Source organism: Micromonospora parathelypteridis (assembly GCF_014201145.1).
Classification (GTDB): domain Bacteria; phylum Actinomycetota; class Actinomycetes; order Mycobacteriales; family Micromonosporaceae; genus Micromonospora; species Micromonospora parathelypteridis.
Genome location: NZ_JACHDP010000001.1, coordinates 6331821 through 6350565, shown reverse-complemented (window position 1 = coordinate 6350565; position 18745 = coordinate 6331821). Strand labels below are relative to the sequence as shown.

The window sequence follows — 18745 nt, the reverse complement described above, 5'->3', positions numbered from 1 at the left end:
GTCCCGCACGTACCAAAATGGGTTTCGAGCGGGTCAGGAGCAGCGGGGGGCGACGGGCAGCGGTCGCGGCTGGATGCGGTCGGCGAGCCGGCGCAGGGCGACGGCGGCGGCCTGCCGGGTCGGGGTGAGCAGGGCACGGCGGTCGCGTTCGGCCTGGACCGGGGCGTCCGGTCGGGCCGAGTTGATGTGCCGGTTCATCGCGTCGAGCGCGGTGACGTAGCCGGTGGGAAGTTCCATGGTCAACTCCTCGGGACAGGTCCGGTGGAGTCCCGGACGACGAGTGCGGTGGGTAGCAACACATGACCGGCCGCGGCGTCCGCGGGCGGGTCGAGCAGGAGTTCGGCGGCGATCCGGCCCTTCTCTTCGGCCGGCTGCCGGACGGTGGTGAGGCCGGCCGCAGCGGCCTCGGGGACGTCGTCGAAACCGGTCACCGAGACCGGTGGACGATCACCGGCCGGCCGCGCGGCCAGGGCGTCCAGTACGCCGAGCGCGAGCACGTCGGAGCCGGCCAGCACGGCGGTCGGCGGTGCGGGCTGATCGAACAGCCCGGCGACGGCGGCGATGGCTGCCTGCCGACTGTTTCCGGTGGCGTTGACCAGGGTCAGCTCGGACCAGTCGACACCGACTTCGGCGAAGGCGTCGGCGAAGCCGGTGAGCCTGCCTCGGGTGGTGGGATGCACCGCCTGGTCGACCCCGGCCAGAGTGAGGCGGCCGGCCGGCGCGTCCGGCAGCACGGAGTCGGCGAGCAGCGCCACCCGGCGGTGTCCGAGCCCGGCGACGTGCGCCGCGGCGCTGTGGGCGGCGGCCCGCTCGTCGATGCCGACGAACCGCTCGTCGGGGCCGGCGTCGTCGCGGGAGGCCGTGCTGACGTACGGCAGCCCGCGGTCCCGGATAACGTCCAACGCCCACTCCTCGTCGGCGACGCAGTAGACGCAGAAGCCGTCGACCGCGGCGTTCTCCACCGCCCTGCGGGCGTCGGTCTGCGCCGGTGGCAGCGGCACCAGCAACATGCTCGTGCCGTGCCGCTCGGCGGCCGCGCCGACCCCGGCGAGGAACCGGACCGCGAACGGGTCGGTGAAGGCGTACGAGAGTTGCGAGGTGAACAGCACCCCGATCGAACCGACGTAGCCGCGGCGCAGGGAGCGGGCGGTGGGGTTGGGGCCGGGGTACCCGAGTTGCCGGGCGGCGTCCAGGATTCGCTCGCGCAGGGTGGCGGAGAGCTGGTCGGGGCGGCTGTAGGCGTTGGACACGGTGCTGCGGGAGACGCCGACGGCGTCAGCTACGGCTTGCAGTGTTGGTTTCACCGGCGCCTCTCTGTATCGATCCAGTCTGTATCGATACAGAGACTAGCTCGACCAGTCGGCGTTGGTCAATACGGTGGCTCGACTCGCACAGAGTTGATCGGCCCGATCAGGGCAGGCGGGCGACCCCGCCGTACATGCTCACCTCGACCACCGAGGGACGCGGCTGCGGCTCGCTCTCGGCCCGCCACTCGGCGACCGAGGTGATGCCCGGCTCGACCACGTCGAGGTCGGTGAAGAAGCGTGTGAACTCGTCCCGGGTACGCAGGTTGATCAGACCGTGCGGGCCGCCGCCCTTGGCCGCCGCCTTGGCCTCCGCGGCCACCTCCGGCGGAAGGTATTCGTGGGTGGCGTGCGACGCGGCCAGATAGCTGCCCGCCGGCAGCGCGTCGAGCAACTGGCGTACCAGCGCGTACGGATCGTCGCCGTCGGGCACGAAATGCAGGACCGCCACCAGCATGAGGGCGACCGGCTGCGACAGGTCGATGGTGCGTCTCAGCTCCGGGTGCGCGAGGATCCGCTCCGGGTCACGCAGATCGGCGTCGATGTAGGCGGTGGCGCCCGCCGACGAACTGGTCAGCAACGCGCGGGCGTGGGCCAGCACGATCGGGTCGTTGTCCACGTAGACCACCCGGGTCTCCGGCGCGACGGCCTGGGCGACCTCGTGGGTGTTGTTGGCGGTCGGGATGCCGGTGCCGATGTCGAGGAACTGCCGGATGCCCGCCTCGCCGGCCAGATACCCCACCGCCCGCTGCAGGAAGCGGCGGTTCTCCAGAGCGGACGTGCGGATGGTCGGGAAGGCCGCCGCCATCACGTCGCCGGACTCACGATCGGCCTGGAAGTTGTCCTTACCACCCAGCCAGTAGTTGTAGCGGCGCGCCGGGTGCGCCACCGAGGTGTCGATCCGGTCGCTCGGCGAGCCGGCTCTCGTGCCCGAAGCATCGGTGGTCAAGGCAGCCTCCGCGATGACGTCTGTCCACTGTCGCCGGTCGACCGCCATGCTAATCGCACCGCGACCGTGGCCGTGGCCCTCGGGCGCAGGTCACGCCGGATAGAGGTCGTCCAGCAGTCGGCCGAGAATCTCCGGCGTACGCTCCGGCGGCTCGGCCTCGACACAGAGCCGCTCCATGGCCACCGCGTAGTAGTCCAGGTCGTCGCGCTTGTCGAGGTAGATGGCGCTGGTGAGCTGTTCGATGTAGACGATGTCGGGCAACTCCTGGTCACCGAAGCGCAGGATGGTGAAGGCGCCACCGGCGGCGGCGTGGCCACCGGCGGCGAACGGGATGACCTGGAGCCGGATGTTGGGCGACTTGGTCGCCTCGATGAGTGCGGTGAGCTGGCCGCGCATGACCGTGGGACCGCCGATCGGGCGGCGCAACGCCGCCTCGTCCACCACGGCCCAGAGCTGCGGAGGGCTTTCCCGGCGGAGCAACTGCTGACGCTGCATCCGCAGGGCGACGCGTCGGTCGATCTCGGCCGGACCGGCCGCGCCGTGCCCGAGCAGCACGACCGCCCGGGCGTACTCCCGGGTCTGCAACAGGCCCGGCACGAACTGCACCTCGTAGCTGCGGATCAGCGCGGCCGCGGCTTCCAGCCCCAGGTACGACTGGAACCAGGTCGGCAACACGTCGCCGTAACGGTGCCACCAGCCGGGACTGTTGGCGTCGCGCGCGAGCTTGAGCAGCGCCTCGCGCTCGTGGTCCTCGGTGACGCCGTAGAGGGTCAACAGGTCGGAGACATCGCGCTCCTTGAAGCCGACCCGACCCAACTCCATCCGACTGATCTTGGATTCGGAGGAGCGGATCTCCCAGCCGGCGCCCTCCCGGGTCACCCCGCTGGACTCCCGCAGGCGGCGCAACTGGGCGCCAAGCAGTATGCGCAGCACGGTCGGCCCCGTTGTCGGGCCACCCTCGGCGGGGACCATCGTCACGTGCGGACCTCCGGATACCGACCCACGGTGCCCGGGCACCCGGCCCGGCCGACGTGTAAGCATGCCATGGACCGACAGTGAGGTGAACTCCTCCGGACCGGCGATTCGGTCTCGTCGGCGGGACGATCCCCGCCGCCGAACGCCTAGTTGATCAGATGGTCGAAGTCGCCGTCGCGGGCACCGAGCACGAAGGCCGCGATCTCGTCCACTGTGTAGATCAGTGCCGGCCCCTCCGGATGTCGTGAGTTGCGGACCGCGATGCCCGCTCCCCCGGGCAGTTCGGCGAGTTCGACGCAGTTGCCGCTGGGGTTGCTTCGGCGGCTCTTCTGCCAGCTCAGCGGAGGCAACTGATGGATCGGTACGCCATTGGGTGGCTGTTGCATGAGGGCGTCTTTCTGCTCACGAGCCCGCCGGTGGCCGTGGGAGGAGCGGTGACGGCGAGGGGGTGCGGTATCGACATTGGACTTTCCTGCACGTGCATCTGCTATTGCATCTGCATCGGACGGCGAGCATGATAACGCACATGATCGGTGGCCATCCGTTCACGTTGAGTTACCCCGACAGGGGCAACCATCAGGCAAAACGTGGCCCGACGCGGCGCGCCGCGTTGACCGGAGGCTGGAGGCGGTCGAGGCGATGGGAGGGTTCGTGCCGGATCCGATGAGTGTCGCCTCCGGCATCTGTGCCGCCGGCGCACTGCTCTCCTCCTGGCAACTGCGCAGACGCGCGGTGCGCGCCGAGGCCGAGATCGGGCACCTCCAAGCCGAACTGGCCGCCGAGCGGCACGCCGCGAGTCACGACCCCCTCACCGGTCTGCCCAACCGACGCGCCTTCTACCGCCTGGCGGCCACCCTGCTCACCGACGCGGCCGGCGAGCCGTTGATCGCCGTCGTGCTCGACCTGGACGACTTCAAGCAGATCAACGACCGGTACGGGCACGCCGCCGGCGACCAGGTGCTGATCAGCGTGGCCGATCGCCTCGCCGGCTTCGCCGGGGACAATCTCGTCGCCCGACTCGGCGGCGACGAGTTCGCCGGGCTGCTCTCCACCCCCACCGTCGACCGGCGCTGGATCGAGCACGCCACTCGCCGCCTCAGTGAGACCGTTGCCGCCCCGATTCGGCTCAACGGGTGCAGCGTCCGGGTCACCGCCTCCGTCGGGCTCGCCCCGGTGACCGGCCCGGCCCAGCTCACCGACGCGCTCAGCCGTGCCGACGCCGCCATGTACCAGGCGAAGAGCCTCGGCGGCGCACGATCGCCCCGGCAACTGATCGACAGCGTCCGCCTGGTGGAGCGCTGACCCCTGCCACGACGTGGTCGCCGGTCAGTGCCGCCGGTCGAGGTCGCGCAGCGCCGCGTCGGCGAGGGTGACCAGTCCGACCGGTGACACCAGCCCCCGCACGATCCGTGCCGCGCGACCCCGGTCGGCCGGTTCGGCGTCGGGGTCCAACGCCTGGCGGGTCCAGTCGCTGAGGTCGTCGAGCGCGCGGACCGCGAGGAACCAGGCCAGGCGTGCCGGGTCGAGGTCCGCCGGGCCGTAGCCGGCGAGGGCAGCGCGCTGCTGACCGGCGGTGATCGGCGCGAAGGCCAGCACTCCGCCGACGACGAACATCAGGTCGCACTCGGGCGGGGCGAGCACCGCGTCGTCCCAGTCGATCAGCCACACCTGCCCGTCGGCGCCGAGCAGCAGGTTGCCCAGGTGCGGATCGCCGTGGCAGACGACGACCGGTCCGGTTCGGTCGCGCTGGTCGACGGCGAGACGCTCCACCTCACGGATCAGCGTGCTCACCCGGCCGGCCTCCGCGGACCACACCGCGGCAAGCTCCGCGACCAGCGGACCGGTGGGGTCGACCAGGGCCGGGTCGCGCAGCCGCTCGGCCATCGCGCGGGTCGTGGCCACGATCGAGGGGTACGCCGCCCCGCCCGTCGGCAGCATCCGCCTCAACTCCTCGGCCACCGGCACCGCGTGCACGGCGGCCAGCACTTCGCCGTACGCGCGCCAGTGCGCGTCGGTCATCGGGCCGTCGAGCGCCCGCTGGTCGGAGACCCACGGCACCACCGAGAGGCGGTGGCCGTCGTGGTCGACGCAGAGCCGTCCGTCGTGGGTCCGCAGCGGCGCGGCAATGCCGGGCACTCGCTGTCCGGCCAGGTACGCCGTCACGACCAGGCCGGCCGCGGTGCCGCCACCGCTCAGCTTGACCGCGTACCGGGCACCGTCGGTGTCCTGGGCCAGCCACAGTCGTGCGTGCTCGTCCGCACCGTGGGTCACTCGGTCCATCGTGGACAGGTTCAGCCCGAACTCGACGCGGACCCGGTTGACCACCCGCCGCGACACGTCCTCGATCATGCGGACACCTTGCCACCGGCCGGGCTGCCGACGCACCCGAGAAACCGGCCGCGCCGGTCAGCGCAGCGCCGCGAGGCGCCGGTCAGGTCAGCGTGGCCAGGTGCCGGTCCAGCGCGGCGTACGACTCGGCGGCGCCCTGTGCCATGCCGGAGTCGACCAGGCCGTCGCGTTCCTCGGTGGTGTCGAAGCGGGTGGTGCCGGTGACGGTGGTGCGCCCGTCCCGCTCGGTGAAGACCAGCGTCTCCACCGCCACGTGGCCGGGCATGCCCTCGAACTCGAAGGTCTGCACGATCCGCTCCGGCACGACGATCTCCCGGAACTCACCGCGAAAGGCGTAGTCGTTGCCGTCGTCGGCGTGCTCGACGTAGCGGTAGTGGCCGCCCTCCCGGAAGTCGATCTCGACGTCCAGCGGGTTGCCCCGCCCCCACCAGTGCCTGAGGTGCTCAGCCTGGGTGTGTGCGGCGTAGACCAACTCGCGTGGGGCGTCGAAGGACCGGGTGAGGGTGATCTCCCGGTCGGTCGGCAGGTCGATCGTCAGGTCAGGGAGCTTGCTCATGGTGGGTCTCCTTCAGGTCGCGTAGGTAGTCGTCCAAGGTGTCGTAACGGTCGTCCCAGAGCCGGCGGTACTGGTCGACCCACTCGGCGAGCGTCCGCAGCGGTGCCGAATCCAGCCGGCAGCGACGCCACTGCGCCTCGCGGGTCCGCACGATCAGCCCGGCACGCTCCAACACGGCGAGGTGCTTGGAGATCGCCTGGACACTTATCGGGAACGGTGCCGCCAGTTCGCTGACCGTCGCCTCGCCGGTCGCCAGCCGGGCCAGGATGGCCCGGCGGGTCGGATCGGCGAGCGCGGCGAACACGGCGTCGGCGGGGTCTGTCGTCATCTGTCGCTTTCAACTAATCGGTTTATCAACCTGTGAGTTGAATATACAGGTCAACGCGGTCCCGTCAACGGTTTGAGCCGTATCGGCCGGTCCGCTTCCGAGGTGTTCGGGGACGCTGCCCGGGTAAGTCCACGCGGGTCACCCGTACGACGGCCGGAAGGAACCGACGTGGCGAGCATTCGTGCCCTCGTGCTCAACTGCACCCTCAAGCCGTCGCCGGCGCCATCGAGCTCCGAGCAGCTCGGTCGGGAGGTGCTCGCCGAGTTGGCCGCACAGGGCGTGGACGGCGATCTGGTCCGGGTGGTCGACCACGACGTGCGCTTCGGGGTGTCCACGGATGAGGGCCACGGTGACGGCTGGCCGGCGATCCGCGCCAAGCTGCTGGCGGCCCAGGTGCTCATCATCGCCACGCCGATCTGGCTCGGTCAACCGGCCAGCGTCTGCAAGATGGTCCTCGAACGCCTCGACGCCGAACTCTCCGAGACCGACACCGACGGTCGGCTCCTCACCTACGGCAAGGTGGCCGGCGTCGCCGTCGTCGGCAACGAGGACGGCGCGCACCACACCATCGGCGAGGTGCAGCAGGCACTCAACGAGGTCGGGTTCACCCTCGCCGCCGCCGCGGCGACCTACTGGGTCGGCGAGGCACTGCACAAGGTGGACTACCGCGACGCCGGCCCCAAGCCCGAGACGACCGGCCGCACCACGAAGGCCCTGGCGCTCAACACCGCACACCTGGCCCGGCTGCTCGCCGACCGGCCGTACCCGCCGCCGGACGCGAAGGGTGCCGCGGTCGGCGCGAGCCACGAGCCGGCCTGACCACGTCGATCAGGCCCGCGCCGGTTCCTGACCCAGGACGCCTGCCTGCCTGCCTTGCTGTAGAGCTGCCCCAGCAATGGGGCAACACGCGAACCCTTCGACAGGGCGGCCTGAGAGACCTCGAACAGGGGCAGCCGCAGCGGCGCGCGGTCAGCGCCAGCCGTAGCCGGCGCGCAGCGCCTGCCCGACCCGGTCGAACCGGGGCCGGTCCAGCACGGCGCCCTCACGACGGATGCTGTCCTCGCGCATGGTGAGCACCCGGTCCAGCCGGACCCAGCTCGGCCGGTTGTCCCGGTCCCACTCACCCGGCCCGAGCGCGAACCAGTGCCGCTGCCCGTCCCGCTCGCTCTGACTGGACAGCATCAGCCCGAACAGCGTCCGGCTGTGCCGCCCGACGACCAGGACCGGCCGATCCTTGCCCTGCCGGGGGTCGTCCTCGTACGGCACCCACGTCCAGACGATCTCACCGGGGTCTGCCTGACCGTCGCGCTCCGGTGCGTAGGTCAGCTCCCGACGCTGCAAGGCGCTCACCTGACGACGGCGTGCCACCTGAGCGGGAGCCGGCCCGGTCCGTCGGGGTGACGGGATCACCGCGCCTACCCGGGAGATGCGAGCCGCGACATTCCTCAACAGACCAGCCACGGCGGGCAGCCTACCCGCCGCCGCGCGAGCCGTCGGCGGGGGCGTTGCTGCGGCAGACTGACCCCATGATTGACCTACCCAACGACCTGCCGGTCGTGAATCGGCGCGCGGTGCGGGTGGTGGTCACCGACGGCACCGACCGCGTGTTGCTGTTCCACACCCGCGACCCGGACCATCCCCGGCTGGGCACCTGGTGGGAGCTGCCTGGCGGCGGCATGGACCCCGGGGAGACCTACCTCGACACGGCGGTGCGAGAGCTACGCGAGGAGACCGGCATCGTGGTCACCGCGGACCAGGTGGGCGCGCCGACCTGGCGTCGGCGGGCGAGCTTCGTGCACCGCCAGTTGCGGCACGTCCAGGACGAGGTGGTTGTCGCCGTACGGCTGGAGGGCCCCGGCCCCGACGTGGACGAGACGGACCGGCTCGACTACGAGCGGGAGGACTACTTCGCCTTCCGCTGGTGGCCGCTGCCGGAGGTGGCGGCCAGCCGGGACCGGTTCTACCCGGGGCCACTCCCCCGGCTGATCACCCCCTTCCTCGCCGGCGAGGAGATCGACGAGCCCTTCGAGCTGTGGTCGTGAGCCGGGCTGGCGGGCAGAGTGGGGGCATGACGACCGATCTGCACGGGCCGCTCTCCGCGTACGCCGCACGGCTGCACGCCACGATCGGCGACCGGCACCACGTCGCTTCCCCGCTCGGCGCCTGGCTGCTGCTCGCCGTCTGCGCCACCGCGGCCGACTCCGACCCAACCGCCGAGGATCTGGCTCGCGCTCTGGGCACCGACCTGACCCGCGCGGCCGAAGTCGCCCGCGCGCTACTGGACGCGCCGCATCCGCTGGTCGCGTCCGCCACGGCGCTCTGGCACCGGCCGGGCCAGGGCAGCGCCGGGTCGCCCGAGTGGCGAGCCACGCTGCCCACGACGACCGACGTCGGCGTGCTCCCCGATCAGGCCGGGTTGGACGCGTGGGCGCGCGAGCACACCCACGGCCTGATCGACACCTTCCCCCTGAAGGTCAGCCCGGACGTGGTCTTCGCCCTGGCCAGCGCGCTAGCCACTCAGATCTCCTGGGCGACCCCGTTCGACCTCACCGACGCTCGCGCACTCGGCGCCGGCAGCGGCTGGGCGCGCGGTCTGCGCCGGGCGCTACGCACCCCGAGCCATGGCCACCGGTGCGCCATCGTGTCCGACACGCGGGTCGGTGACGTGATCATGCACGCCGCGCCGGCCCAGGCCGACAACGGCGCGGGCCTGGTGGTGCTCTCGGTGGCGGCCGCACCGCAGGTGCCGCCGGCCGAGGTGCTGGCCGTCGCGTACGACCTCAGCGCCGGCGCGGCCGACGGCGCGCAACCGACCGGCAGCCGCTCACTGTTCGACCTGCCGCTCGGCGAAACTCCGCTCTGGACACTGAGCGAGGAGCGGGTCCGGACCCGGGCCCGCGACGGCCGCGAGGAGCGACACAACGCGACACTCCCCTGCTGGTCGGCCCAGAGCGAGCACGACCTTGCCGCTGCGGCGCTCGGTTTCCCGGCGGCCACGGCCGCGCTGGCGAAGGCGCTGGCCCAGCCGGTGCGGGGCTTCGAGGCGCGACAGACGGCGATGGCCCGCTACGGCCGCTACGGCTTCGAGGCGGCGGCGGTCACCGGAATGTTCGGGGTGGTCAGCCTGCCGCCCGAGGGCGTGGCACGCACCGCCGAGCTGCGCTTCGGCCACCCGTACGCCGTGGTGGCCGTCGCCACCGACACCCGGGCCGAGGGCACCACCGGGCCGTGGCACGGGGTGCCGGTCTTCTCCGCCTGGGTCACCGAGCCCGAGGACCTGCCCGAGGCCGACGCTTCCGACCGGTGATCAGCGCGGCGCGCACCAGCTCGTTCGGGCCTACCCGACGCCGTGGACGGAGTCCTCGCCGCCCTGCACCGCCTTGCGTACCTCGTCATTGGCCGACGTGGGGTCGTAGCCGGCCGCGCGGAGCAGGTCGCTGGCGGCGGTACGCAGCTGGGTCACCACCGCGTCGCCGAATTCGTCGACGCCCTGGGCGCGAGCACGGCCAGCCTTGTGGGCGGCGCCGCGCACGGCCTGACTGGTCCTCTCGGTCGGTCGACCGGAGCGGTGCTCACGGCGCAGCAGGTCGACCGCGTCGGCGAGCTGTCCGACGCTGGCGGGCAGGTCAGGGGGGATCGGCTCGTTGTACTGCAACGCCATCGCCGATCGGCGGGCAACTCCCCGGCTGTGTTCCATCACGCGTTCCACGTACTGGCTCGCGCGGGCGAACCGCTCCACGTCCTGCCGACGCAGCCAGCGGGCGGGGGCGAGGCTGACCACCTCCTCGGCACCGCTCAGTGCCTGGTGCATCCGGTCCAGGGCCGGGCCCATGTCGCGAAGTGAGTCCAGCGCGCGAACCGCCCGCTGCTGATCGCCGGTGGAGAGCGCTGCGGACACCTCCCGCAGCTGACCGGAGAGGCGCTGGTAGATGGGAGCCGCGTCACGATCGAGAATCCGCATCGGGTTCAACGGCACCAGCAACGCGACCACCACCAGGCCCACCGCACCGCCGACCATCGCCTCGACGATCCGAGGCCATTCGAGGTTGTTCTGCGCTGGAGCGAGGGTCGCGAGCAGCACCGCCGTACCGCCAGCCTGGCCGACGGCGGCTCCGCTTCGGCCGAACAGCACGAGCGTGGCGAGGACGGCACACCCGACGACGAATCCGGTCTGCCAGAAGCCGGTGCCCAGAAAGCCCAGCAGGAGGTCGGTGGTGGCGATGCCGAGACCAACTCCGAGCAGCAGTTCGATGGTCCGGTGGGCACGTTGGCCGAGCGCGGCGACGATCGTGCCGACAGCGGCGGAGGGTGCGAAGATCGGCGAGGGGTTCCCCAGCACGTCGTGTCCGATCGACCAGGCCAGGGCTGCGGCGAGTCCCGCCTGCACCGAGATCACCGCGGCGGCTTCCAGTTGACTCAGCCGCAGTCGCCCCGCCCGGCCACCACGACCACGGATCCGGCCGGTGACAGCCTTCACCCGTTCCGCGACACGGCCACGCCGTGGGCGGACGTTGTGCCGGTGACCATCATCGGAATCCACCGAGCACTCGTACCACGCCAGTAACCGGCGAGTCCGGCCAATCCCGACACTCCGGATCCGCGGTGGGCCGCCGAGTCAGAACAGGTACGGATCCGGCGGAACGGGCGCAGGCCCACCGCCGTCGTCGTCGCGCGGCAGTCGCGCCACCATCTCCCGGAACTCTCGGACGGTCATCGCCTCCCGCAGGGTGGCGAACACGGCGCCGGTACCGGCCCGAGCGGTGGCCGGGTCCACCCCGGCGCGCTGTCCCACCCGACGAAGGAAGTCCGCCGGACCGGCATCCGCCGGTGGTGGAGGCGCCGCGGCGCCACCGACCTCCAGATCCACGCCGGTGTCCAGCCCACCCACGCCGGGTTCCGGGCCACCGCCCACATACGGCCCCACGCCGAGGTCCGGGCCAACGGCCCCGGCCGGATCCGGGGTCGGGCCGGTCAGGTAACCGCCCACGTTGTTCGGAAGGTGCCAGGCCAGCGCATCCGGCGGGCCGCCGGTCACGCGCTCGGCCATCGTCTGCAGGACGGCGCGGGCGAGGGCGGCGGCCTGCTCGGTCGGTAGGCCGGACCGCCGGGACACCGCGTCGATGAAGTGCGGGAACCCGTCGCCGCCCGCGCTGTCGGTCACGCCCGGGCGGTTACCCGCGACCGGCTCCGACAAACTGCGCCGCCAGCGCGGAGGACCACCGCCAGCGCCACGGCCGCCACCGGTGCGGCGGTCAGCGCAGCAGGTCCGCCGACCGCAGGTGGTCGAAGATGAGCTGGTCGACCGGGGAGGTGCGGTGCCGGTCGGCGTACCCGAGCCAGGCCATCTCGGCGATCTCGCTGGCCGGGCGCAACTGCCCCCGATATCCGGCCCGGTAGCAGGTCATGCGGACGGTGACGTCGGACGCGTGCCCGTGCGCCTGCGCGGTGAACGTGCCCAGGTGCTCCGCGCCGCGTACGTCCACCTCGACGCTCAACTCCTCGTCGATCTCCCGGTGCAGGGTCTCCAGGTCGGTCTCGCCCGGCTCGCGCTTGCCCCCCGGCAGGTACCAGACGTCCTTGCCCGAGGATCGGGTGCTCAGCACCCGCCCGTCCTCGAGGAGGATCCAGGCCACCTTGTCGATCTCGCGCACGATGCTCCTTCTGGCCGCTGGGACCGGGCACGCTACCACCGGACGCCCGCCGAACGCGGACTCACTCCGCCAGCAGGTCGAGCAGCAGCGCGGCGGTCCAGCTGAACGCCGGCGAGCCCAGCCCGGCGCCGGTGTCCGGGTGGAAGTACTCGTGGCAGCCCGCTCCGGCGACCAGGCCGACCATCGAGCGGCGTAGTCCGGCGGCCAGCTCCGGGTGCCCGTGCGCGAGCAGCCCGCGCCGGACCAGCCAGCCGATGTTCAGCCAACTCGGCCCGCGCCAGTAGCGCAGCGGCTCGAAATCGGGCGCGGTGCGGTCGTGGGTGGGCAACGGCCGGTCCATCCGCCGGGCCACCCCGAACCGGGCCGACCGGGCCTCGACGACCAGCGCGTCGGCGTGCCGCGCCGGCAGGTCGGGCAGGATCAACGGCGTCAGCCCCAGCACGGTACGGGCGCCGACCAGCCGGTCGGTGCGCAGGTCGCGGGGCTGGAACGTGCCGGTGCTCGGGTCGAACAGCCGTCGTAGGAGTGCCTCGGTGACCCGGGCCGCGCGGACCCGGTGCGGCCCGGGGTCGGCGCCGATGAGCGCGGCGATCTCGGCCAGGGCGTGTTCGGCAGCCCCGAACGCCGCGTTGAACAGCGGGCACTCCACCAGGAACGGGTGACCGCCGGCGAGGTCGCGGTCGGAGTAGCCGTGGTCCCGGTAGGCGGTGACGATCGCCAGGTAGCGCGCGTAGTCCAGGTCCGTGGGGCGGTGCGCGGCGTCGGCGTGGGTGGTGTCATGCCGACGGTACGCCCGCATGACGGCCGCCTCGGCTTCGACCGCGGCCATCGGCTCGTCCCAGGCGGGGCTGTTGTCCAACCCGGACTCCCACGGATGCACGATGCAGACCAACCCGTCGCCGGCGACGTCGCGCCGGTCGGCCAGGTAGCGCTGCTGGGCGACCAGGGCGGGATAGAGCCCGCCCAGCGCGGCCAGGCCGGCCGGGCCGGGCGCCCGCCGGTACGCCAGCCACGCGGCGAGCGCGTGCACCGGCGGCTGGACCAGCCCGGAGGTGGCCACCGTCGGTGCGCCCTGGGCGTCCGCCGAACGCCACATCTCCGGCCCCGGGAAGTACGCGCCGACGCGCATCGCCGGGTTGAACACGATGTGCGGCACCCGTCCGTCAGCCCACTGCGCTCGGAAGAGGCTCGCCAGCTCCCGCCAGGCTCGTTCGGGGCGGATCTGGGCCAGGCCGATCGCGATGAACGCGGAGTCCCAGCTCCACTGGTGCGGGTAGAGCGTGCGCGACGGCACGGTGTGGTCGTGTTCCCAGTTGGCGTCGAGCGTGTCGACCGCGAGTCGGCGCAGCCCGGCGACGTCGCCCGGCCCACCGGTGCGGGCCGGGTCGGCGTCGGCGGTCACCCCACCGGCGGTCACGCGGCGGCCTTGCGGGGCAGCGCGTGTCGCAGCACCGTGGCGGCCTGCTGCAGCGCGCGCACCGGGTCGCCGCGCAGCCGGCACTCCAGGGCCAGCCAGCCCTGGTAGTCCAGCTCCAGCAGGGTACGCACCAGTGCGGGCCAGTCCAGGTGCCCGGCGCCGGGTTGGAGCCGGTTGGAGTCGCTGACCTGCACGTGCCCGAGGTACGGCGCGGCGGCGCGCAGCGCGCGGTGCATGTCGTCCTCCTCGATGTTCATGTGGAAGGTGTCAGCGACCACCCGGACCGAGGGCAGCCCGAGCGCGGCGCAGAGCGCGACCGCCTCGTCGAGACGGTTGACCATGTGGTCCTCGTACCGGTTGAGGGGTTCGAGGAAGAGGGTGACCCCCTCGGCCCTGGCGTGCTCGGCCAGCTCGCCGAGGGCGTCGAGGAGGACCTGCCGGTCGCCGGCTGGCGGGCGCGGTGGCTCGAACGGCGGTAGCCGCCGGGAGAACATTCCCCAGGCTGCCGGGGTCATCACGCCGACGCCGCCCAGCTCGGCGATCACCGAGAGCTGCGAGCGCAGGTTGCGGACGGCGTCGGCGGACCGGGCGGGGTCGAAGTCGCCGATGAAATGGTCCATCTCGACGCAGACGGTGGGCATCACCACCCCGGCCGCCCGGGCGCGGCGCAGCTCGGGCAGGCGGCGGGCGAACGCCAGGTCGCCACGGCCGCGCAGCTCGATGCCCTGGTAGCCGAGGGCGGCCGCGAGGGCGTACTTCTGGATCAGGTCGGTGCCCGGCAGGAGTTGTTCCTGGCAGGCCAGCGCGATGGTGGTCATTCAGAACCTCAACACCACTTGGAGGACGTCACCGGCGCCGCTGTCGAGCAGCGCGAGGGCGTCGGCGACCGCGCTGGCGTCGACGATGTGGCTGACCAGCGGCAGCGGGTCGAGGCTGTGCTCAGCCACCAGATCCATGAAGGTCTGCGCCACCCGGTCTCCGGTCCACCGGCCGGCCATGCTCGGCGCGGGGGTGGGCCCGGAGACCTGGGCGGCCACCATCTGGATGCGGTTGTGGTGGAACTCCTCGCCAAGGCCGAGCGCGTCGGCCTGACCTTGGTAGAAACCGGCGGCCACGACCCTGCCGGCATGTGCGGTGGATCGGATCGCCTCGTGCAGTGCCGGGTACGCGCCGGACAGCTCCAGGCAGACGTCCGCGCCCCGGCCTCCGGTGGCCCGGCGCAGCACGGCGGCCGCGGACTCGACACCGACGTCCACGGTGGCGCGGGCGCCGTAGCGGGCGGCGTGCGCCAACCGGTCGGGCATCCGGTCGACGGCCACCACCCGGGCCCCGGAGAGAACGGCGAGTCGGGTGGCGAGCAGCCCGATGACGCCCTGCCCGAAGACACCGACCCAGTCGCCGAGGTGCAGGTCACCGGCGAGCACGGCGGTCAGGGCGATGGCGCCGGGTCGGGCGAACACCGCGGCGAGCGGGTCCAGCCCGGTGGGGAGTGGACGGACCGCGTCGGCGGCCAGCACCGCCTCGGCCCGGTGCCCCCAGATGCCCCAGACGAGCTGCCCCGGGTGCCGGTCGGTGACCTCCGGCGCCACCTCGACGATCTCGCCGACCTCCTCGTAGCCGAAGCCGATCAGCGGGTAGGGCACCGGGGTCTGCCGCGGGACGAACATCCGGGCGACGTCGTCCCAGTCCTTGCTGAGCCGGGGATTGCTGCCCCGGTAGAGGGTCAGCTCGGTGCCGGCGGAGATTCCCGAGTAGCAGGTGCGGACCCGGACCTGGCCGGGGCCGAGCGGATCCGGCGGGCAGGGCTCGAGGCTGATCCGTCGAGGCCCGGCGAGTGAGACAACCCAGTTGCCCATGTGTCACATCCCGGTAGCACTGGGCTCCAGGATAGACACAAAATCGCGATATGTCTTGTTATTGATCAATCGAAGGTGTTGAATCCGGCATGTACCCTTCGAGAGGAGTGCCACCGATGTCAGCACCTCCGAGGCGGATACTCGCCACCACCCTGATCCTGGCACTAGCAGCGTCCACCCTGCTCGCCTGCGGAGACGACGAACCGGACAGCAACAGCAAAAAGATCACCGTCTGGAGCCTGGAGGACGTCGCCGACCGGGTCACCGCCACCAAGGCGATCATCGCCGACTTCACCGCCCAGACCGGGATCCAGGTCGACCTCGTCACCGTCAACGAGGACCAGTTCCCCTCCCTGATCGCCGCCAACGCCGCCGCCGGCGACCTGCCCGACGTGGTCGGGTCGGTCTCCCTGGCCGGCATCCGCACGCTCGCCGGCAACGAGCTGCTGCACGCCTCGGCGAACGCGGAGGTCGTCGACAAGCTGGGCAAGCAGACGTTCTCCCCCCGAGCGCTGGAGCTCACCGCCGACGACGGCAGACAACTCTCCGTGCCCAGCGACGGGTGGGGGCAGCTGCTGGTCTACCGCAAGGACCTGTTCGCCGCCGCCGGACTGGCCGCCCCCGACACGTACGAGCGGATCACCGCCGCCGCCGCGAGACTGAACACCGGCGGCGTCGCCGGGATCACCGCGGCGACCGCCCCCAGCGACGTTTTCACCCAGCAGACCTTCGAGCACCTGGCACTGGCCAACGGCTGCCAGCTCACCGACGACTCCGGAAAGGTGACCCTGGATTCGCCCCAGTGCGTCGAGGCGTTCCGCTTCTACGGCGACCTGATCCGCACCAGCTCGGTGAAGGGCGCACAGGACGTGGACACCACCCGGGCCACCTACTTCGCCGGCAAGGCGGCCATGGTGATCTGGTCGCCGTTCATCCTCGACGAGCTGGCCGGGCTGCGTAACGACGCCAAACCGACCTGCCCACAGTGCCAGGCCGACCCGGGGTTCCTGGCGAAGAACAGCGGGTTCGTCACCGCGATCAAGGGCCCGAACGGCACCGAACCCGCGCAGTACGGCGAGATCAGCTCCTGGGCCGTACTGGACGGCGCGGCGGCCGACCCGGCGAAGTCCTTCGTGGAGTTCATGCTCGGCGACGGCTACCCCCGCTGGTTCGGGATGTCGCCGGAGGGCCGCTTCCCGGTCCGCAAGGGCACCGTCGCCGAGCCGGAGAAGTTCCTCACCGCCTGGAACACCAGCCAGGCCGGGGTGGACGTGAAGAAGCCCCTGGCCGAGGTGTACGGCGACGAGGTGCTCGCGAACCTGCGCCGCAGCCCGGACACCTTCCAACGCTGGGGGCTCACCCAGGGACAGGGCAAGCTGGTCGGCGCCATGCTCGGTGAGCTACCGGTGCCCAAGGCGTTGAACGACGTCTACTCCGGCAAGTCCGACGCCGCAGCCGCCGCCGACCGGGCCAAGAAGGACGTCGAGGCCATCAAGGCGGGCGTCAATTGACCACCACCGCACCCGAGACCGGCCGCTCCCCCACCCGGGAGCGGCCGGCGCGATCCCGCCGACGCGGGCCACTCACCCTGCGCCGCCGTGAGTCCCGCGCCGGGCTCGCACTGGTCGCACCGACCCTGCTCGTCACCATCGCCGTCATCGGCATTCCGATCGTGTGGACCGTGGTGCTGGCCTTCCAGCGGGTCCGGCTCGCCACGCTGCGAAAGACCGGCCTGTTCGGCGAGTTCACGATGGACAACATCGACCGGGTGCTGCACACCCCCGGCTTCGCCGACACACTGTGGGTCACCCTGGTCTACAGCGTCGGTGGCACCGTCGGGTCGATCCTGCTCGGTCTGGTGGCCGCCCTGGTGGTGCGCCGGCCGTTCCGGGGCCGCACCCTGGTCCGGGCCTCCATGCTGCTGCCGTACGTGGCGCCGGTGGTCGCGGTGACGTTCGTCTGGCAGGTGATGCTCGACCCCCAGCTCGGCATCGTCAACGCGTGGGGTCAACGGCTGCTCGGCTGGGACGCCCCGGTGCCGTTCCTGTCCCAGGAGTCGACCGCCCTGACCACGGTGATCGTGTTCGAGGCGTGGCGGTACTTCCCGTTCGCGTTCCTGTTTCTGCTGGCCCGGCTCCAGGCGGTGCCCGCGGAGCTGGAGGAGGCCGCCCGGGTCGACGGCGCCACCCCCACCCAACGCTTCCGGCACATCCTGCTGCCGCAACTGCTGCCGGTGATCGCGCTGCTGGGCGTGCTGCGCTTCATCATGACGTTCAACAAGTTCGACGACGTCTACCTGCTCACCGGCGGAGCCGCCGGCACCGAGGTGGTGAGCGTGCGGGTCTACGAGTTCCTCACCGCCCGTACCGACATCGGCGCGGCCTCCGCCCAGGCAGTCGTGCTGGCCGTGGTGCTCATCGTGTTCGTGCTGATCTACCTGCGCTTCTTCGGACGGAGGGTGGGTTGATGGAGCGGGACCTCGTCGAGACGGTGAGCCTGCGTTGGCTGCGCCGCTTGGTGATCGCCGCGTTCCTGGTGGTCACCGTCTTCCCCTTCTACTACATGCTGGTGCTCTCGGTACGCCCCATCGAGCGGCTACTGCTCGACCCCGGCTCGCTGGTGGTCGGCTTCGGTGAGCTGACCGTGGCCACGTACGCCGAGGTCCTCAAGGCCACCGACGACGGCGGGCAGGGATTCCTCACCTTCATCCGCAACAGTGGCGTGGTCGCGGTCGCGGCGACCGTGCTCACCCTGGTGGTGGCGATCCCCGGCGCGTACGCGGTGGCCCGCCTGCGGTTCTTCGGGCGGCGGCAGGTCGACTTCCTCTTCCTGGCGGTCTATCTGTTCCCGTCGATCGTCATCGCGATCCCGCTGTTCGTGGTGTTCAGCCTCGCCGAACTGCGCGGTTCGTTGTTCGGCCTGGTGCTGGTCTACATCTCGCAGACCCTGCCGGTGTCGGTCTACATGCTGAGGAACTACTTCGAGACCATCCCGGTCAGCCTGGAAGAGTCCGCCGCCATCGACGGCGCTGGTCGACTCGGCATCATCCGGCGGGTCAGCCTGCCCCTCGCCATGCCGTCGATCATGGCGGTCGCGCTCTACGACTTCATGATCGCCTGGAACGAGTTCCTCTTCGCCCTGCTGTTCCTGGTCGACAAACCCAACCGGTGGACGGTGTCGTTGGGGCTGTCCCTGCTCGCCGACGGGGTGGAGGTGCCCAAGACGGTGTTGATGGCCGGGTCGGTCGTCCTCACCCTGCCCATCGTGATCCTCTTCTTCGCCAGCGAGCGGCTGCTCACCGAGGGGCTGACCAGCGGCGCGGAGAAGGGATGAGCGTCTCCCCCAGGTCTCCGGCCGCGC

The 18745-nt window shown here is 71.7% G+C and carries 22 protein-coding genes; 7 read left to right on the top strand and 15 right to left on the bottom strand.

The features are described from left to right. Positions 1 to 33 precede the first annotated feature (33 nt). The 5 genes from HNR20_RS28515 to HNR20_RS28495 all read right to left on the bottom strand — a co-directional run bounded on the left by HNR20_RS28515 (position 34) and on the right by HNR20_RS28495 (position 3614). The gene (locus HNR20_RS28515; RefSeq protein WP_229687264.1) at positions 34 to 237 is read right to left on the bottom strand and encodes a hypothetical protein; all 204 of its coding nucleotides are present in this window, start codon (positions 235 to 237) and stop codon (positions 34 to 36) included. 2 nt (positions 238 to 239) lie between these two features. Next, positions 240 to 1304: a LacI family DNA-binding transcriptional regulator gene (locus HNR20_RS28510; RefSeq protein WP_184186130.1), complete on the bottom strand. Its 1065-nt coding sequence runs from the start codon at positions 1302 to 1304 to the stop codon at positions 240 to 242. A 106-nt stretch (positions 1305 to 1410) separates the two neighbouring features. Further along, entirely contained in the window at positions 1411 to 2253 is an 843-nt protein-coding gene (locus HNR20_RS28505; protein WP_184186128.1) for an SAM-dependent methyltransferase, read from the bottom strand. A 90-nt stretch (positions 2254 to 2343) separates the two neighbouring features. Then, complete coding sequence (locus tag HNR20_RS28500; protein WP_221311108.1) at positions 2344 to 3225, bottom strand: Sco1979 family transcriptional regulator; 882 nt, start codon at positions 3223 to 3225, stop codon at positions 2344 to 2346. 149 nt (positions 3226 to 3374) lie between these two features. Further along, on the bottom strand, positions 3375 to 3614 hold the full coding sequence (locus HNR20_RS28495; RefSeq protein WP_074309213.1) for a DUF397 domain-containing protein: 240 nt from the start codon (positions 3612 to 3614) through the stop codon (positions 3375 to 3377). Between the two features lie 265 nt (positions 3615 to 3879). Here HNR20_RS28495 and HNR20_RS28490 point away from each other — a divergent pair, with 265 nt between their 5' ends. Continuing rightward, positions 3880 to 4530 carry a GGDEF domain-containing protein gene (locus HNR20_RS28490; protein ID WP_184186122.1) on the top strand — a complete coding sequence of 217 codons (651 nt, stop codon included), beginning with the start codon at positions 3880 to 3882 and terminating at the stop codon, positions 4528 to 4530. A 24-nt stretch (positions 4531 to 4554) separates the two neighbouring features. On the opposite strand, the gene HNR20_RS28485 is transcribed toward HNR20_RS28490, so the two are convergent. The 3 genes from HNR20_RS28485 to HNR20_RS28475 all read right to left on the bottom strand — a co-directional run bounded on the left by HNR20_RS28485 (position 4555) and on the right by HNR20_RS28475 (position 6461). Beyond that, a complete protein-coding gene (locus HNR20_RS28485; protein ID WP_184186119.1) occupies positions 4555 to 5577 on the bottom strand; it encodes a phosphotransferase enzyme family protein in 1023 nt (340 codons plus the stop codon). Positions 5578 to 5659: 82 nt separating this feature from the next. Continuing rightward, positions 5660 to 6133, bottom strand: coding sequence for an SRPBCC family protein (locus tag HNR20_RS28480; RefSeq protein WP_184186116.1), 474 nt, complete (start codon positions 6131 to 6133; stop codon positions 5660 to 5662). Next, the gene (locus HNR20_RS28475) at positions 6117 to 6461 is read right to left on the bottom strand and encodes an ArsR/SmtB family transcription factor (protein ID WP_184186115.1); all 345 of its coding nucleotides are present in this window, start codon (positions 6459 to 6461) and stop codon (positions 6117 to 6119) included. The genes HNR20_RS28480 and HNR20_RS28475 overlap by 17 nt, the downstream gene beginning before the upstream one ends. A 168-nt stretch (positions 6462 to 6629) precedes the next feature. Between HNR20_RS28475 and HNR20_RS28470 the strand changes: the two genes are divergently transcribed. After that, complete coding sequence (locus HNR20_RS28470) at positions 6630 to 7280, top strand: flavodoxin family protein (protein WP_184186113.1); 651 nt, start codon at positions 6630 to 6632, stop codon at positions 7278 to 7280. A 150-nt stretch (positions 7281 to 7430) separates the two neighbouring features. Here HNR20_RS28470 and HNR20_RS28465 read toward each other — a convergent pair whose 3' ends face one another. Next, the gene (locus tag HNR20_RS28465) at positions 7431 to 7922 is read right to left on the bottom strand and encodes a type II toxin-antitoxin system PemK/MazF family toxin (protein WP_030336385.1); all 492 of its coding nucleotides are present in this window, start codon (positions 7920 to 7922) and stop codon (positions 7431 to 7433) included. Between the two features lie 65 nt (positions 7923 to 7987). On the opposite strand from HNR20_RS28465, the gene HNR20_RS28460 reads away from it, so the two are divergent. Together HNR20_RS28460 and HNR20_RS28455 are read left to right on the top strand one after the other, a co-directional pair. Continuing rightward, positions 7988 to 8503, top strand: coding sequence for an NUDIX hydrolase (locus HNR20_RS28460; RefSeq protein ID WP_184186111.1), 516 nt, complete (start codon positions 7988 to 7990; stop codon positions 8501 to 8503). Positions 8504 to 8529: 26 nt separating this feature from the next. Further along, positions 8530 to 9768: a serpin family protein gene (locus tag HNR20_RS28455; RefSeq protein ID WP_184186109.1), complete on the top strand. Its 1239-nt coding sequence runs from the start codon at positions 8530 to 8532 to the stop codon at positions 9766 to 9768. A 30-nt stretch (positions 9769 to 9798) separates the two neighbouring features. Here the strand turns inward: HNR20_RS28455 and HNR20_RS28450 are convergent, their stop codons facing one another. The 6 genes from HNR20_RS28450 to HNR20_RS28425 form a co-directional block, all read right to left on the bottom strand. Next, positions 9799 to 11001 carry an FUSC family protein gene (locus HNR20_RS28450; protein ID WP_229687265.1) on the bottom strand — a complete coding sequence of 401 codons (1203 nt, stop codon included), beginning with the start codon at positions 10999 to 11001 and terminating at the stop codon, positions 9799 to 9801. Positions 11002 to 11076: 75 nt separating this feature from the next. Further along, positions 11077 to 11622 (bottom strand): DUF2267 domain-containing protein, encoded by a 546-nt coding sequence (locus HNR20_RS28445; protein WP_184186107.1) that lies wholly within the window; start codon positions 11620 to 11622, stop codon positions 11077 to 11079. Positions 11623 to 11713: 91 nt separating this feature from the next. After that, positions 11714 to 12112, bottom strand: coding sequence for an NUDIX hydrolase (locus HNR20_RS28440; protein ID WP_184186105.1), 399 nt, complete (start codon positions 12110 to 12112; stop codon positions 11714 to 11716). Between the two features lie 61 nt (positions 12113 to 12173). Next, complete coding sequence (locus HNR20_RS28435; protein WP_373291073.1) at positions 12174 to 13529, bottom strand: MGH1-like glycoside hydrolase domain-containing protein; 1356 nt, start codon at positions 13527 to 13529, stop codon at positions 12174 to 12176. Further along, entirely contained in the window at positions 13526 to 14347 is an 822-nt protein-coding gene (locus HNR20_RS28430) for a sugar phosphate isomerase/epimerase family protein (RefSeq protein ID WP_184186102.1), read from the bottom strand. Before HNR20_RS28430 ends, HNR20_RS28435 begins: the two co-directional genes overlap by 4 nt. Next, positions 14348 to 15385, bottom strand: coding sequence for a zinc-dependent alcohol dehydrogenase (locus HNR20_RS28425; RefSeq protein ID WP_184186100.1), 1038 nt, complete (start codon positions 15383 to 15385; stop codon positions 14348 to 14350). A 116-nt stretch (positions 15386 to 15501) separates the two neighbouring features. On the opposite strand from HNR20_RS28425, the gene HNR20_RS28420 reads away from it, so the two are divergent. Genes HNR20_RS28420 through HNR20_RS28410 form a run of 3 tightly spaced genes read left to right on the top strand, consistent with a single transcriptional unit; the run spans position 15502 to position 18718 of the window. Then, positions 15502 to 16896 (top strand): ABC transporter substrate-binding protein, encoded by a 1395-nt coding sequence (locus HNR20_RS28420; protein WP_184186098.1) that lies wholly within the window; start codon positions 15502 to 15504, stop codon positions 16894 to 16896. After that, a complete protein-coding gene (locus tag HNR20_RS28415; RefSeq protein WP_184186096.1) occupies positions 16893 to 17852 on the top strand; it encodes a carbohydrate ABC transporter permease in 960 nt (319 codons plus the stop codon). The genes HNR20_RS28420 and HNR20_RS28415 overlap by 4 nt, the downstream gene beginning before the upstream one ends. Continuing rightward, positions 17852 to 18718 carry a carbohydrate ABC transporter permease gene (locus HNR20_RS28410; RefSeq protein WP_184186094.1) on the top strand — a complete coding sequence of 289 codons (867 nt, stop codon included), beginning with the start codon at positions 17852 to 17854 and terminating at the stop codon, positions 18716 to 18718. The genes HNR20_RS28415 and HNR20_RS28410 overlap by 1 nt, the downstream gene beginning before the upstream one ends. Positions 18719 to 18745 lie beyond the last annotated feature (27 nt).

Bases quoted from the DNA above. Each gene is read 5' to 3' on its own strand.
- HNR20_RS28515 (WP_229687264.1), bottom strand. From the start codon at position 237: ATGGAACTTCCCACCGGCTACGTCACCGCGCTCGACGCGATGAACCGG.
- HNR20_RS28500 (WP_221311108.1), bottom strand. From the start codon at position 3,225: ATGGTCCCCGCCGAGGGTGGCCCGACAACGGGGCCGACCGTGCTGCGC.
- HNR20_RS28495 (WP_074309213.1), bottom strand. From the start codon at position 3,614: ATGCAACAGCCACCCAATGGCGTACCGATCCATCAGTTGCCTCCGCTG.
- HNR20_RS28485 (WP_184186119.1), bottom strand. From the start codon at position 5,577: ATGATCGAGGACGTGTCGCGGCGGGTGGTCAACCGGGTCCGCGTCGAG.
- HNR20_RS28480 (WP_184186116.1), bottom strand. From the start codon at position 6,133: ATGAGCAAGCTCCCTGACCTGACGATCGACCTGCCGACCGACCGGGAG.
- HNR20_RS28475 (WP_184186115.1), bottom strand. From the start codon at position 6,461: ATGACGACAGACCCCGCCGACGCCGTGTTCGCCGCGCTCGCCGATCCG.
- HNR20_RS28460 (WP_184186111.1), top strand. From the start codon at position 7,988: ATGATTGACCTACCCAACGACCTGCCGGTCGTGAATCGGCGCGCGGTG.
- HNR20_RS28455 (WP_184186109.1), top strand. From the start codon at position 8,530: ATGACGACCGATCTGCACGGGCCGCTCTCCGCGTACGCCGCACGGCTG.
- HNR20_RS28430 (WP_184186102.1), bottom strand. From the start codon at position 14,347: ATGACCACCATCGCGCTGGCCTGCCAGGAACAACTCCTGCCGGGCACC.
- HNR20_RS28425 (WP_184186100.1), bottom strand. From the start codon at position 15,385: ATGGGCAACTGGGTTGTCTCACTCGCCGGGCCTCGACGGATCAGCCTC.
- HNR20_RS28420 (WP_184186098.1), top strand. From the start codon at position 15,502: ATGTCAGCACCTCCGAGGCGGATACTCGCCACCACCCTGATCCTGGCA.
- HNR20_RS28410 (WP_184186094.1), top strand. From the start codon at position 17,852: ATGGAGCGGGACCTCGTCGAGACGGTGAGCCTGCGTTGGCTGCGCCGC.